Raw genomic sequence first — 14,564 nt, 5'->3', positions numbered from 1 at the left:
GGGAGTAAGTAGGTAATTTTATTAGGGGTAATTTACTTAATATTATTTCTTCGATAATATTTTAGCGTATTAAGTAGTCCTTCTAATTTTAAGGAAAACTTAAATTGTGACATATGTTTCTTTGAGGCTATTGCTTTTAATTTATCTGGTTCTGAACAAAGAACTCTTGATAGATTTTGTTTGTAAAATGGAATACCGTGTATTTCACTTTTTATATAAAACGGAAACAATTTTGAATCTACTTTTCTTTTCGAATTTTGATAGATATCTTGATCTGATAAAATAGAGCAGAAATAAAATAAATAAGATTTATTGTTTTTTAAAAAGGGGTTTATATCATAATATTTGTTATATAATTTATCATCCTTATACCTGTAGATTAAAGGATTTTTTAACTCCAATTCCGGAGTTTCCAGTTTAAACCATAGATCAAATTGACCATTAAAACTGTAAATTTTATACGCATTTAATATAGAACCAACTAACATCGACATATAACCTCCCGAAGAACTACCTAATGTCACAATTTTGTAGTCCTTACATGACTCTTTGATAAAGAGAATCAATTGATCGATAGAATTAATATCTTTATTAATACCTTTTAAATAATGTTGCTTAAAAACATCTCTTACTAGAATATGTTTCCGCGCTCCATTTACAAGATTATGTTGCCATTCGTATTTATCTTTAGACAATACTTCTTCGAAAGCCTCTTCTGTATTTGGAAAATATAAACCATTACTGGTGAAATAAACATATACCGTATCCGAAGACTCGTCTCCTTCAATTATTTTAAAATTATCTAGAGTATTATACGCTTCGAGTACTTTTCTGTTAGTAATTTGATTAAAATCCATTCAGATAGTTATAATTACTTAGCACAATTTTATCTTAATGCTATCATTATCAATATGTAACGTATAATCCTTTATTATTGTTTCAAACTTAATTAATTGCCACACCACAAAATAAAGATCTATTTCCGGAATTAAAATAGCTTTATTGTAAGAAGCTAATCGCTCAATATGTTTAATATATTTATTGTTAATATTAACAGTATCTCTGGAAAGTAGTTTGTTTAAGTTTATTAAAATAGTTGAAACAATTTTATTCGAATATTTCTCTGGCTTGTTAGGTATTGGAATATAAATACTTATATATTCTTCACTATCAAGATTATTTAAGTCTTCAATTATAGCCTTCAATAATTCTGATTTGGTATTCAAAACAATTTTATCGGGAATATTAACTTGTTTTTCTATTTTTCGATTAAATATTTCGCGCGATGTTTTCCCTAATATTATCCCCCATGTAATGGATTGATTCCTAATTACATTTTTCTTGTTTAAATGAAAATACAGTTGCATTTGTTCGTACCATTTATCTGGAAAGAAAAATGGTTTCTGATTGGAAACAATTGGATGCCATTGGTGGTATACCGGAGATTCTTCTAACGGTATCCATTCCTCTTTTAAACCTTGTTGATCTAAACGACTAAACAGGTCATTATCTTCTAAGCCCCAAAAACAATAAAACTCATCAAAACCATTAATATGCAATAGTTCCTCTCTGGATACCAAATGGATAGCACCTTTAGTACCATAAGCAGTAATACCAAAATTTTCTTCAATTTTAATACTAGCTGTTTGATAATTATATGTATTAGGCAATAAATAAAACTGCTTAAATAATTGTTTTTTAGGGTCTGCGTACTTTAAAAGTGTTGCTATAAAATCTGAAGAATAGATTAAATCTATATCACTAAAAAGGACATATTCACCAGTAGCTACCTTTAATCCTGAATTTAAGGCATGAGACCTGTTCCAAGGCCAACCTCGAGTATCATTATAAATATAATTGCAAAAATCATACTGGGATGTCAATAATTTAATCTCGTTAGAAATCTCACAGTCACTACCATAATCAACAAAGATTAATTCGAAATCGGTACTAGACTGATTAACTAATGAATCAAAATATCGTTTTACTCTAATACTATCCCGATTACGATATCCTACAATAATGGAAATACCGTTAGACATTTAAAATATTTTTAATTTTCATTTTCGTCTGTTTCTTGAAGACCATTGTTTCATCAATAGGACCGTCTGCAACGTTCTTAGGCAAATAAGACCATACCTTTTGCTGATGATTAGTAGTTTTCAATTTGTTCGCAATAAAAGGAAATAATTGATATTTATTCAACACAAGATCTCTCGCTTCTTTAAGACTATCTAAGTTCTTTTCCCAAAAATTTTCATCTATAGCTTTTTGAATTATTTTCACTGCTTCCTCTGGATGATTAGGATCTATCTGAATCATTGAATTCTTTGGGAAATATTTAGAAATATTGTTACAACCATAGTAAATTGGAACAGTCCAAGATAAAAAACAGTCTGCTATTTTTTCGGTCCAGTAGTCATCATAACACGAATTTTCTATTGCAAAACTATATTTATAAGGATAGATTACATCAAACTTATCGTCTATCTCCTTGAACCCTCTTCCAAATAAATCAAAATCCAAATGTCCTTCTATCTTATCTTTAAAGTCCATTCTAAGAATATGCCCCTTATTTAACCTTAAATTACTGGTAATCCAAGATATTTTATCTTGTTTAATAAAACCGTGGTTAGGTTCCAACTTATTCAACTCATCAAAAGTTTTATTAATGTGCCATGGTAAACAGCCATGGCTATTAATTATCTTGGTATCCTTAATATCCCATGATGTAAAAACTTCGTCGACGTACTTGAACAATTTTTTATGCCATTCATACCTAGGTATTGGTGGCTCTTGAGTTAATAAGAATTTTCCGTTTTTCCGGCATTTAATTATCACTTCTTTATTTGTAGTATTTAAAACCACTAAATAATCGCATTCTCTTATTTCATCAGTCGTAAATTCAACCTGGTCCCAAATTTTACCTCCATTAGGAATTTGCCTAAAAATATCTGGAGCGTTCCAATCTTTAATAATTCTTACAACCATAAATTTATTACAATATTTGTTTAATTAAATTATAAGAACTAGATCTCCCAAGTGGTTGGAGTAAAGACTTTTGCTTGTTTCGGAAACAAATTCGGTCTCCCTATGTTTGGTCCCTTCTGAACATCTATTTTAAAGCAATTTTCTAGCACATGTAGTATTTTTCCAGCCGCAACCATACCAATATCTATATAATAAAAATCGGGAGCAAAATTAATATTAGGAATTATAATTTTTACTTTTTTGATTTCTCCCTTATTTCCGCTTATCGCTATATGTTCATCCAAATTAGTAATGTGAGTAGTCAATTCAAGGTTACTATTTTTAAAATTTACACCTAAATCTATATCACCTATAAATTCGTTAAATTTTAATTGAACTTCCATTACAAACTCATCACCGGTATAAAATGAATTATTCTCCTCACCTGCCTTATAAGACTTATAATCAATAATTTCAACATCTTTATTTCCTCCTTTATCTACAACCTCATCTTTATCATATATTGTAGCGTCTTGTTTTAAATAATATTCTACCGTTTCTTCAGCAGTTCCTACAAATTCAACACTACCTTGGCTTAATAAGATTCCTTTTGTACATAAATTTTTAATTGAGGACATATTATGACTAACAAATAAAACGGTTCTCCCTTCACGAGAAACAGATTTCATTTTACCAATTGCCTTTTTCTGAAATTCGGCATCACCAACCGCTAGTACCTCATCGACAACTAAAATTTCTGGTTCTAAAAAGGCTGCAACTGCAAAACCAACTCTTACAGTCATACCAGAAGAGTATCTTTTCACAGGCGTATCTATATACCGTGCACAACCTGAAAACTCAATAATTTCATCTAATTTAGAGGTAACTTCTGCCTTAGTCATTCCCAAAATTGCGCCGTTCAAGTAAATATTTTCTCTACCCGTTAATTCTGGGTGAAATCCCGTACCTACTTCTAATAGGGAAGCTAACCTTCCCTTAATTTTAACACTTCCCGTCGTAGGAGAGGTTATCCTAGATAAAAGTTTTAAAAGTGTACTTTTACCAGCACCATTTCTACCAATAATACCAACAACATCTCCTTCTTTAATTTCTAAATTAAGACCTTTTAAAGCCCAGACATACTCACTATCACCCTTGTTACTCCTGTCGTTAGTATCCCCCACTTTTAAATATGGATCTTCTTTGTTAAGTATTTTTGTTTGCCACCATCTATTCATATCGTGTGCAATCGTTCCAGTACCGATAGTTCCTAATCGATACTGTTTACTTATATTTTCAAGCTTTATAACTGGTTTTGACATTTTAAATTTTTTATTATAAAATTAATACTAAACAGTATCCATAAAGGTTTTTTCCACCTTATTAAAGGTAACAACTCCGATAGCTAACATAACCAACATAAAGGCAAAACTATACCCCAAATACAACCAACTAAATGATCCTGCACCTGTGAAGGCGTATCTAAAAGTTTCAATAAGCGGTGTCATTGGGTTTGCAAGGATAAAATTTCTATACTGTTCAGGTGCGCTTGATAAAGGATAGATAACAACCGTTCCATACATTAATAATTGCACTGCAAAGGATAATAAAAATGTGAAATCACGATATTTTGTAGTTAATGCAGATATAATCATTCCAACACCTAAAGCTAATCCTGCCATAATTAACACCAACACCGGCACCAAAGCAATAGCCCAATTTGGATTTAAAGCAACAGCATCAGCACTAGTATCAAAGAAAAAATAGAGCCAAACACAAAAGAATAAAACAAATTGAATTACAAATTTTAACATTTGAGACAAAATGAGGGATAATGGTGTAATTAATCTAGGAAAATATACTTTTCCGAAAATACTCGCATTATTTCTAAATGTATTAGAAGTTAAAGTTAAACAACCCGAAAAATACTGCCACATCACATTACCTGCCAGGTAAAATACCATTGGGGGAATACCATCTGTAGATAACTCTGCTATATTTGTAAAAACAAATAATTGAACTAATGCCGTAAATATTGGCTGAATAACAAACCATAATGGCCCAAGTACAGTTTGTTTATAAACAGCGACAAAATCACGACGTACAAACAATACTAATAGATCGCGATAACGCCAAACGTCTTGTAGGTTTAAATTAAATAGACTGGTTTTAGGATGTATCTCTAATGTCCAATCCTGGGTTTTTAATGAATCTTGCATATTAATTATAATACGATTTGTACCAATTAACAAAAGCTGTTACACCCTCGCTTACATTGGTTTTTGGTTGATAATTATATTGTTTTTTAAGTTTCGTAACATCTGCATAAGTCTGCTTAACATCACCATCTTGCATAGGTAACATCTCCTTAATAGCATCTTTACCTATAGCAATCTCGATGGCTTCGATATAATCTAATAATTTAATAGGTTTACTATTCCCTATATTGTACAGTTTATATAAGCTACTTGAATCTGACGGTTGTAGTAAAGTTGATATGACCCCGGAAACGATATCGTCGACATAAGTAAAATCCCGAGACAATTCCCCATTATTAAATACTTTTATAGGCTTGTCATTTATTATAGCATCGGTAAATAAAAACATAGCCATATCTGGCCTTCCCCACGGTCCATATACCGTGAAAAACCTTAATCCTATGGTTTCAAAACCATATAGATGACTATAAGTATGTGCCATCAATTCATTTGCTTTTTTTGTTGCTGCATATAAACTAATTGGATGATCTACATTTGCAGTTTCTTTAAAAGGGACACTATCACTATTTCCATAAACACTAGAACTACTAGAATACACTAATTTACTAATATTAGCATGTCTGCAACATTCCAGAACATTTAAAAATCCTATGATATTACTATCTGCATAAGCATTAGGATTTACAATGGAGTATCGCACTCCAGCTTGAGCAGCCAGATTACAAACGACATCAATATTTTGAGTTTTAAAAAGCTTAGGCATAGCCACACGGTCTTCCAAATTCATTTTAATAAATTGCATTTGGAGACCGTGTGTAGAACTAGAACATAATTCCAACTCCTGTTCTGCATGCTCCCTCTGAATTCCTAATTGCCTTAAACGCTCAAACTTTAAATCCACATCGTAGTAATCACTGATATTATCAAGTCCAATTACGTGATGCCCTAAACTTAAAAGCTGTTTAGCAACATGAAATCCAATAAATCCGGCTGCGCCAGTTACAAGAATTGTTTTTACCTCCATAATTACTGCCCAATAACGTATACTTGAAAACCGATTTTTTCTAACTCGGCTTTATCTAATACGCTACGTCCATCAAAAACAAAAGCTGGCTTTTGCATATTATCATATACTTTTTGCCAATCGTAAACTTTAAACTCATCCCATTCTGTTAATACTGCAATAGCATGTGCGCCATTAAGCGCTTCATAAGGATCGTTTACTACCGTTAATCCTTTTTCGTTTGAAGCAGAATCTCTAGTTTGTAAGTAATCTAAATCACCATACATTTGTTGAGCCGTTACTTTAGGATCGTAAGCTACAATATTAGCTTGTTCGTCTAATAAAATATCAGCAACATAAATAGCAGCAGATTCTCTTGTATCGTTGGTATCTTTCTTAAATGCCCAACCTAAAAATGCAATTTTTTTACCAGAAACCGTATTATATAATGTCTTAACAATATTCTTTGCAAAACGATGTTTTTGGTGATCATTCATAATAATAACTTGTTCCCAATAATCGGCAACAGCATCTAAGCCATACGATTTTGAAATATAAACTAAGTTTAAAATATCTTTCTGGAAACAAGAACCTCCAAATCCAACAGAAGCTTTTAAGAATTTTGGTCCAATACGACTATCTTTCCCTATAGCTCTTCCCACTTCATTAACATCGGCTCCAGTAACTTCACATAATTCTGACAATGCATTTATAGAAGATACACGTTGTGCCAAGAATGCATTTGCAGTTAATTTAGATAATTCAGATGACCACAAATTAGTTGTTAAAATATTTTCTTTAGCTACCCAACTTCCGTACACGTTTACTAATGCATCAATAGCTTCTAAACCTTCAGGTGTTTGTTCTCCTCCAATAAGCACACGATCTGGAGCCATTAAATCTTCAACAGCTGTTCCTTCTGCCAAAAACTCAGGATTTGATAGAATTTGAAACTTCGCTCCGTTACCAGTGTTGTCTAAAATGCTTTTAATTGCTTGGGCCGTACGAACCGGTAAAGTTGATTTTTCTACAATAATTTTATCGCTTTTAGACACACGTGCTATCTGACGTGCACATAATTCGATATATTTTAAGTCGGCAGCCATTCCTTTTCCTACACCATATGTTTTTGTTGGTGTATTTACAGAGATAAATACCATTTCGGCTTCATCGATAGCTTTATCTACTTCTGTAGAAAAAAACAAATTTCTACCACGAGCTTCACCTACAACTTTATCTAAGCCTGGCTCGTAAATTGGTAAATTATCTAAATTAGTATCATTCCATGCCGCTATACGCTCAACATTTAAATCTACTACAGTAACTTTAATACCTGGATTTTTTTGTGCGATTACCGCCATTGTTGGGCCTCCAACATAACCCGCGCCTATACAGCAAATGTTCTTAATTTTCATTCTGATTTTATTTAGATAATTTAACTTGTTTTAATGAAGCTTGATGATCTAGAAACCAAGCGTATGTATTTTCAATTCCTTGTAATAATTCTGTTTTGTAACTCCATCCTGCGTGCTTCAATTTTGAAACATCCATTAGTTTTCTTGGTGTACCATCTGGTTTTTCTGAATCCCAAATAATATCACCTTCATGACCTACAACCTTCTGTATCGTTTCTGCTAATTCTTTTATAGTGACATCTGTGCCCGTACCTACATTATACAAATGTTCGGGCAACGTATTATTCACAGCAAAAACTACAGCTTGCGCCATATCGTCTACATATAAAAATTCACGCATCGGTGTACCGCTACCCCACAAAGTAACTGGTCCATTTCCGTTTTCTTTAGCCTCATGAAACTTACGTAACATGGCAGGTAAAACGTGTGATGTTTTTAAATCGAAATTATCAAACGAACCGTATAGATTTGTAGGCATTAAACTTACATAATCTTTACCGTATTGTTTTCTAATAGCCTCACAAGCTTTAACACCAGTAATTTTAGCTATAGCATACCATTCGTTTGTAGGTTCTAATGAGTCGGTAAGTAAATGCTCCTCTTTTAAAGGTTGAGGCGCTAATTTAGGGTATATACAAGAGCTTCCTAAAAAGATAAACTTTTCTACTCCCTGTTTATGAGCCGCGTCTATAAGATTATTCTGAATCTGCAGATTTTCCATTAAAAACTGATATGGATACTCACTATTCGCAAGAATTCCTCCTACACGTGCTGCTGCATCAATAACGACATCTGGTTCTTCTGAAATTATAAACTGACTTACTGCATCTTGATTTCGTAAATCTAATTCGGAACTCGTTCGCCCAATAAGATTAGTATAACCATCTGCTTCTAAGGCACGCCAAACGGCAGAACCTACCATACCACGATGACCAGCTATATAAATTTTTGAATTTTTATTCATAATACTTTAGATAAATCTATTACAGATTATTCAAAATAGTTTAGAGTATCGTAACCTCCTTCTCTTAGGAATTGATCTTTTTGCATCAACTTTAAGTCACTTTTCATCATATCCTTAACAAGGTCGTTTAAATCATATTCAGGAATCCAGCCTAATTTATTATTTGCTTTTGATGCATCTCCTATTAATAGTTCAACCTCTGTTGGTCTAAAATATTTAGGATCTACAGCTAAAACTTCTTTTCCTATTTCTAATTGAAAATCTGCATTATCACAAGAGGCTACATATGCTTTTTCGTCAACACCTTCCCCTTTAAACTCTAAGGTAATCCCTAATTCAGAGAAAGCCATTTTTACGAAATCTCTTACTGGAGTTGTTTTTCCTGTAGCGATAACCCAGTCTTCAGCTTCTTCAGCCTGAAGAATCATCCACATCATACGAACATAATCTTTAGCATGTCCCCAGTCACGTTGTGCATCTAAATTTCCTAAGAAAAATTTATCTTGAAGACCTAAAGCAATTCTTGAAACCGCTCTAGTAATTTTACGCGTTACAAACGTTTCCCCACGAATTGGAGATTCATGATTAAATAAAATACCATTACAAGCATACATATTATAAGCCTCACGATAATTTACGGTAATCCAGTAAGCATACATTTTTGCAACTGCATATGGACTACGCGGATAAAATGGAGTAGTTTCCGATTGAGGAACTTCCTGTACTTTTCCGTACAACTCTGAAGTAGACGCCTGATAAATTCTTGTTTTCTTTTCTAAACCTAATAAACGAACAGCATCTAAAATACGTAATGTCCCTAATCCATCTGCATTTCCTGTATATTCAGGAATTTCGAAAGATACATGTACGTGACTCATTGCCGCCAAATTATAAATTTCGTCTGGCTGAATTTCTTTTATTAAGCGAATAAGATTTGTACTATCAGTCATATCCCCGTAATGCAAAAAGAAATTACGACCATCGATATGCGGATCTTGGTATAAATGATCGATACGATCTGTGTTAAAAAGTGAAGATCTACGTTTTAAACCGTGGACTTCGTATCCTTTTTTTAATAAAAACTCACTTAAATAAGCACCATCTTGGCCAGTTACACCTGTAATTAAAGCTACTTTTTGTTTCATAAGACTGATAATATTTACAAAATATGTTATGTTATTTTTTTTATTTATTCCGCATTACTCACGGCTTCGCCGTGGTGCACCCCATTACTGGTTGCTCCAATTTAATCTTTATTTTAATACTTCACTTTACTGAAGCTGTAGTTTAACTACAAAACCTAATTTCTTCAACACCACCCAACATTGATTACCCGACACATGTTTAACCTCTCCATATTCCTCACCGAATCCAAAATCAGACATTTCGACACGTGCTCCTGGTTTTAAAACATCAACACTCTCCAACGTCATATCCTTGCTCTGCTCTACCTCTTTCAACACCGCAACCTCATCTTCTCTAACCACTACAGGCTCTCCATTCCAAAACATATATCTCACCACTCCCGGTACATTAAACACCTCATTGCGTTCAGATTCCAAAAGTTTAACTAAAACCATGGACGGTAATAAAGGTACAAATACTTTCTTCTTTCTATCGCTCCAAACTCGAATCTCAGTTTTCACAGGACAGTAAGCCTCTATTCCTAAACGATTTAAATTAGCCTCGACCTTTTTCTCGTTTCTAGACTTCGTATAGACAACATACCACCTTGACTTCATCACTTCTCTATCGATTCATCATATATAACAAGCCCATTTTTTTGCTGATAGGAATCTGTAAAAGAAAAATTAACCTTTCTTTTTATTTCCGATTCTATTTTGCCTGCCATTTGATTAATATATATTGTATTCAAATTTTCTCCTTCTACTACGACATCTATAAGACCTGAATCTTTGCCTTCTGCATAATCTCCAATAACAATAACACGAGATACATGACCCATACGCGCCAGTACAGTAGCAACAATTGTATCTAACCCCACATATTTTCTTACCATATTTTGCAATGGGTAAAATAAAGGATGTTCGGTATTTGCTTTGTATGTTACTTTGTTTTGCTCTTTCTCTTTTCCGAGATAGCCTGCTGAAGACAATTGATTAAGTTCTTTTCTTATAGAATTAGTAGACTCGTTAAACTCCAAGGCCAAACCTCTTAAATACCCACTATTATTAGCGCTAAGGAATAGCTTAACTAAAATACGAATTCTTGTCTTTGAGGTAATTAGAGATTCTAACATATGGTTTTTAAAACGAGTAACAAAACTACTCCTTTTTACGAAACAGCAAAATTAATTACAAAAAATTATTTTATTAAAACAGTTAAATAACAAAGAATTAACAAAGCCACAATATTCTTAGTAATTATTACTTAAATCACTCCAAATCTTATAAAAAAACAAATAATTCTCAACTTAACTTCCACTTCTAAATATCATTAAGAGACTCTTTATGAATTCTTATTGCACCACAAATAAATTATACCGCAATTTCTGAAGTACTTCTAAGTGTTAATCCGCAATTAAGCAATATTAACATAAAACACCAATTAATCACACCTTCTAGTAAGATATTCGCAAAAAAATAAGGCAGAAATAGAGATTAGTATCAAAACAATTTAATTTGTAATCTAAAACCTACAAATAATACACTAAAAAAGTTAAATTTTACAATTCAACGATATTAAACAGTATTTCAGCTAATAAAAATAAAATTTATATCATAGTTATACACAGTATCTATATTTGTATTAAAATATTAGCTACAACAGCCTAGAACCTACTTACTTAAAAAAAATACTATGAAGAAAATTTACTATTTAATTTTACTGAGCCTAACCTTCTCCACTTTAGGATACTCACAAGATCTTATTTACAATACAGATCTGCCTGAGAATGGTGGCTACAACGGTTGGAAAGACGGCAGAGAACCAGGTAACACTTTAGAAACGAGCCGAAACAGAAATATTATTATTGAAAAAGGTCATGTCATTTTTCCCGAAAAAACAAGATGTGTTAATTTAACCATCTTAGAAGACGGTAGTGCAACTATATTACCGGGGACTTGGGTGTTATTAGAAGAAGGAAATTTAATTACAAATGATAATTTAACCATCACATCCAATTCAACACAATACGGCGCAATATATGTAGAAGGCACTTCTACAGGATTACTAACCTACGATCTTTATGTAAAGCCTGGACCACGTAGTCAATTTATTTCAGCTCCTTTATTTGGTGAAAATTTTGGTGATTTCGCCACGAATAATAACAACATATACGAACCCTACGGTACAACTACTATTAAACGATTTGGTACTTGGGACAAAACCTCTGGAACGTATTTAGAGTGGGACACATCTAATAGCAGCGACAATGCAGTGCTTTTTACACCAGGAGTAGGATATCATGCTGCTACAGCATCTTCAGACAATATTCTAACCTTTAAAGGTAATATGATTACAGAGTCTTTCGATTTACCCGTATTTCACACACCAGAAACAATTGCCTCACAGTGGAATTTGATTGGAAACCCATATACTTCCTATGTTCGAGCTAGAACAATTATTCGCAATAACTCCGATAAATTTCAACCTATAAAAAGCGGTATTTATGCAAATAACGGGTCTTATTGGATCGTATTTAACAGTTTAAGTGAGTATAAAATTGCACCAGGACAGGGGTTTTATGTAGCCGTTTTGGAAAACACGACAATGTTTTTTAATAAAGGTATGAGATCAGTGGCTAGTGATACTGGTGGAGATGATTTTATAAGTGGAAGAGGAGATATTGAAGAAGAGGAAGAAGCTGTTCCTTACATTTCTTTAAATTTATCTGCGGGTACGGAAGAAAAACACTACACCAACATATATTTTACAGATGAAGCTTCTTTAGGTTTAGACGAAGAATTCGATACATCAATTTATGGTTCTAATCCTTCTGGATTTACTATGTATACACGAGTGGCAGAATCAGAAGAAAATTCTAATTACAAACTAGGAATACAAGCTATTCCAACCACAGCATTAGAAAATTCTGGTACTGCAATTCCTTTAGGGATTCAGGCTCCAGAGGGACAACAAATTACAATAGACCTTAAAGAAAATATTTTAGATGCTAACGCTATTGTTTACCTAGAAGACACTAAAACCAATACCTGGACAACTTTAAATAATAAAGCATATACGTTTACCACAGAGGAAAAATTAACGGGATTGGGACGTTTTGTTGTACATGTGACTAACGAAGAGCGATTATCTATAGACGAAGATAGTACTTTTGAAACTTTACAATTTATTTCGGCTAACCATTCTATTAGCATAAAAGGATTACTTGAAAAGAATACGAAACTTTCAGTATTCGATATACAAGGAAGACTAATTAACAGCACAACAATAAGCAATACAGTTAACGAGTACCAAATAAACTCTTCTAATTACGGTAGCGGTATTTATATAGTAAAAGTTAAAACCCCTGCTGGTAAGAATATTGCAAAGCGAGTTATTTTAAAATAATCTTTTGCATATCAAAAACTTAATTTACCTTTACACTGAATTTATTGCACTTTAACTTTTTTTTTTGCATATTTAAAAAAACAATTTATGGAAAACAAACACACAGAGATAACTCGTAAAGAAGCCATAAAAAAAATGGGAAAATATGCTGCATTTACGGCCGTTGGAACATTTGCTATATTATCGCCTTTACGTGCTCAAAACACCAGCACGCCGATTGGACCTCCAGGGTCTCGCGTAGCCCCTCAAGACACCCCAACAGATTCAAAAGAGCAGTCTTCAGAATTTATTAATAAGAGTCAAGTAAAAAATAATTTTTAATAAATTATTGAACACTGATCTAAAACCTAAATATTCACAATCCATTATTGATTATAAAATACTTTGGTTCGAACTTTCGAACCAGTATGCTATAGTTAATAATGGATTGTTTTATTGTATTGAAATATATTTTAATTTAGATACTATAAATCTTTGCGTAAATGCATACAAAGACGAATTTAATCTAACTGAAGAACAAGCTAGTGCGTTGTACAAGGATATTAATAAATTCCTTATAGACAGAAATACACCCGAACCAGAAAATCTTAAACCTAAATATAATTTAGAGCTAAACAATAGGGTTATATCTAAATCATACACTTCGGAGGGACTAAACTTTAAAATCCATGTGCAATCAGACACATTACTTAGTTACATTCATCCTCAAATTTGCCACTTAGAAACTTCCGACATATCGAAACCTGATTTTTGGTTCGATATACATGAAGCAAATCAGAAAATAATGCTTTTTAAAAACAATCAATTTATTAAAGCATGCGAAACTCAACATTTTCATGAATTGCAAGGAAAATTTAATATGGAACTTATTTCTTCTTTATATGGTAAAGAAGAACATGATTGGATTGGATTATTTCACGCGTCTACCGTAGCAAAAAACTCAGAATCCATAATGCTAATTGGAACGTCTGGAAGTGGAAAAAGCACTTTAACAACAATCTTAGCACATCATGGCTACCAATTAATTGCCGACGACACGACTCCTATTTTAAGAGCCGATTTAAACACCTACTATTTCCCTGGTGGCATCTCTATTAAGCCTGGCGCATTTTCAACAATAAAACCCTTAATACCTAATTTTGACAATATCCCTCAAAGCTTTTTAAGAGCTTACAAAGGTGGCATAAAATATATTGCACCTCCAAAACCTAAACAAAATCACCTGCCGTGTAAATCTATAGTTTTAATTAATTACAAGAAAGATGCAGATGTAATTTTAGACACCCTCGATGCAAAAACAGCTCTTGAAATATTAATTCCAGATTCCTGGATTTCCCCTAAACCAGAAAACGCAAAAGCTTTTCTTAATTGGATAAGCACTGTCACATTTTATAGACTTACCTACAGCAATAATCAAGATGCAATTGATATTTTTTCGACTATCTTTAAAGACGAATAAG

General features: G+C 32.7%; 14 protein-coding genes. 3 read left to right on the top strand and 11 right to left on the bottom strand.

Going from position 1 to position 14,564, the window contains the following annotated elements:
* Positions 1-32 precede the first annotated feature (32 nt).
* From ACKC83_RS07830 to ACKC83_RS07780, 11 genes are all read right to left on the bottom strand, one after another.
* The gene (locus tag ACKC83_RS07830; RefSeq protein ID WP_434037635.1) at positions 33-857 is read right to left on the bottom strand and encodes a hypothetical protein; all 825 of its coding nucleotides are present in this window, start codon (positions 855-857) and stop codon (positions 33-35) included.
* An 18-nt stretch (positions 858-875) separates the two neighbouring features.
* Complete coding sequence (locus tag ACKC83_RS07825) at positions 876-2,042, bottom strand: glycosyltransferase family 2 protein (protein ID WP_434037634.1); 1,167 nt, start codon at positions 2,040-2,042, stop codon at positions 876-878.
* On the bottom strand, positions 2,035-2,991 hold the full coding sequence (locus tag ACKC83_RS07820) for a glycosyltransferase family 10 domain-containing protein (RefSeq protein WP_434037633.1): 957 nt from the start codon (positions 2,989-2,991) through the stop codon (positions 2,035-2,037). The genes ACKC83_RS07825 and ACKC83_RS07820 overlap by 8 nt, the downstream gene beginning before the upstream one ends.
* Before the next feature lie 38 nt (positions 2,992-3,029).
* Positions 3,030-4,292 carry an ABC transporter ATP-binding protein gene (locus ACKC83_RS07815; protein WP_434037632.1) on the bottom strand — a complete coding sequence of 421 codons (1,263 nt, stop codon included), beginning with the start codon at positions 4,290-4,292 and terminating at the stop codon, positions 3,030-3,032.
* 27 nt (positions 4,293-4,319) lie between these two features.
* Complete coding sequence (locus ACKC83_RS07810; RefSeq protein WP_434037631.1) at positions 4,320-5,189, bottom strand: ABC transporter permease; 870 nt, start codon at positions 5,187-5,189, stop codon at positions 4,320-4,322.
* Position 5,190: 1 nt separating this feature from the next.
* The gene (locus ACKC83_RS07805; protein WP_434037630.1) at positions 5,191-6,213 is read right to left on the bottom strand and encodes an NAD-dependent epimerase/dehydratase family protein; all 1,023 of its coding nucleotides are present in this window, start codon (positions 6,211-6,213) and stop codon (positions 5,191-5,193) included.
* Between the two features lie 2 nt (positions 6,214-6,215).
* Complete coding sequence (locus tag ACKC83_RS07800) at positions 6,216-7,607, bottom strand: UDP-glucose 6-dehydrogenase (RefSeq protein ID WP_434037629.1); 1,392 nt, start codon at positions 7,605-7,607, stop codon at positions 6,216-6,218.
* Between the two features lie 7 nt (positions 7,608-7,614).
* Entirely contained in the window at positions 7,615-8,571 is a 957-nt protein-coding gene (locus ACKC83_RS07795; protein WP_434037628.1) for a GDP-L-fucose synthase family protein, read from the bottom strand.
* Between the two features lie 26 nt (positions 8,572-8,597).
* Complete coding sequence (gmd, locus tag ACKC83_RS07790; RefSeq protein ID WP_414036260.1) at positions 8,598-9,716, bottom strand: GDP-mannose 4,6-dehydratase; 1,119 nt, start codon at positions 9,714-9,716, stop codon at positions 8,598-8,600.
* Between the two features lie 126 nt (positions 9,717-9,842).
* Positions 9,843-10,313 carry a UpxY family transcription antiterminator gene (locus tag ACKC83_RS07785; protein WP_434037627.1) on the bottom strand — a complete coding sequence of 157 codons (471 nt, stop codon included), beginning with the start codon at positions 10,311-10,313 and terminating at the stop codon, positions 9,843-9,845.
* Positions 10,313-10,831, bottom strand: coding sequence for an ArsR family transcriptional regulator (locus tag ACKC83_RS07780; protein WP_414036262.1), 519 nt, complete (start codon positions 10,829-10,831; stop codon positions 10,313-10,315). The genes ACKC83_RS07785 and ACKC83_RS07780 overlap by 1 nt, the downstream gene beginning before the upstream one ends.
* Before the next feature lie 560 nt (positions 10,832-11,391).
* Here ACKC83_RS07780 and ACKC83_RS07775 point away from each other — a divergent pair.
* The 3 genes from ACKC83_RS07775 to ACKC83_RS07765 all read left to right on the top strand — a co-directional run bounded on the left by ACKC83_RS07775 (position 11,392) and on the right by ACKC83_RS07765 (position 14,563).
* Complete coding sequence (locus ACKC83_RS07775; RefSeq protein WP_434037626.1) at positions 11,392-13,104, top strand: T9SS type A sorting domain-containing protein; 1,713 nt, start codon at positions 11,392-11,394, stop codon at positions 13,102-13,104.
* 87 nt (positions 13,105-13,191) lie between these two features.
* Positions 13,192-13,425: a hypothetical protein gene (locus tag ACKC83_RS07770; RefSeq protein ID WP_434037625.1), complete on the top strand. Its 234-nt coding sequence runs from the start codon at positions 13,192-13,194 to the stop codon at positions 13,423-13,425.
* Between the two features lie 7 nt (positions 13,426-13,432).
* Positions 13,433-14,563 carry a hypothetical protein gene (locus tag ACKC83_RS07765; protein ID WP_434037624.1) on the top strand — a complete coding sequence of 377 codons (1,131 nt, stop codon included), beginning with the start codon at positions 13,433-13,435 and terminating at the stop codon, positions 14,561-14,563.
* Position 14,564 lies beyond the last annotated feature (1 nt).

The sequence above is a fragment of the Formosa bonchosmolovskayae genome, assembly GCF_051016085.1.
Taxonomy (GTDB): Bacteria; Bacteroidota; Bacteroidia; order Flavobacteriales; family Flavobacteriaceae; genus Formosa.
This window is presented reverse-complemented; position numbering and strand designations above follow the sequence as displayed.

Excerpts from the sequence above, each read along its gene's own strand:
- ACKC83_RS07795 (WP_434037628.1), bottom strand. The coding sequence starts at position 8,571 with ATGAATAAAAATTCAAAAATTTATATAGCTGGTCATCGTGGTATGGTA.
- ACKC83_RS07770 (WP_434037625.1), top strand. The coding sequence starts at position 13,192 with ATGGAAAACAAACACACAGAGATAACTCGTAAAGAAGCCATAAAAAAA.
- ACKC83_RS07780 (WP_414036262.1), bottom strand. The coding sequence starts at position 10,831 with ATGTTAGAATCTCTAATTACCTCAAAGACAAGAATTCGTATTTTAGTT.
- ACKC83_RS07810 (WP_434037631.1), bottom strand. The coding sequence starts at position 5,189 with ATGCAAGATTCATTAAAAACCCAGGATTGGACATTAGAGATACATCCT.
- ACKC83_RS07830 (WP_434037635.1), bottom strand. The coding sequence starts at position 857 with ATGGATTTTAATCAAATTACTAACAGAAAAGTACTCGAAGCGTATAAT.
- ACKC83_RS07785 (WP_434037627.1), bottom strand. The coding sequence starts at position 10,313 with ATGAAGTCAAGGTGGTATGTTGTCTATACGAAGTCTAGAAACGAGAAA.
- ACKC83_RS07825 (WP_434037634.1), bottom strand. The coding sequence starts at position 2,042 with ATGTCTAACGGTATTTCCATTATTGTAGGATATCGTAATCGGGATAGT.
- ACKC83_RS07775 (WP_434037626.1), top strand. The coding sequence starts at position 11,392 with ATGAAGAAAATTTACTATTTAATTTTACTGAGCCTAACCTTCTCCACT.
- ACKC83_RS07815 (WP_434037632.1), bottom strand. The coding sequence starts at position 4,292 with ATGTCAAAACCAGTTATAAAGCTTGAAAATATAAGTAAACAGTATCGA.
- ACKC83_RS07800 (WP_434037629.1), bottom strand. The coding sequence starts at position 7,607 with ATGAAAATTAAGAACATTTGCTGTATAGGCGCGGGTTATGTTGGAGGC.
- ACKC83_RS07805 (WP_434037630.1), bottom strand. The coding sequence starts at position 6,213 with ATGGAGGTAAAAACAATTCTTGTAACTGGCGCAGCCGGATTTATTGGA.
- ACKC83_RS07820 (WP_434037633.1), bottom strand. The coding sequence starts at position 2,991 with ATGGTTGTAAGAATTATTAAAGATTGGAACGCTCCAGATATTTTTAGG.
- gmd (WP_414036260.1), bottom strand. The coding sequence starts at position 9,716 with ATGAAACAAAAAGTAGCTTTAATTACAGGTGTAACTGGCCAAGATGGT.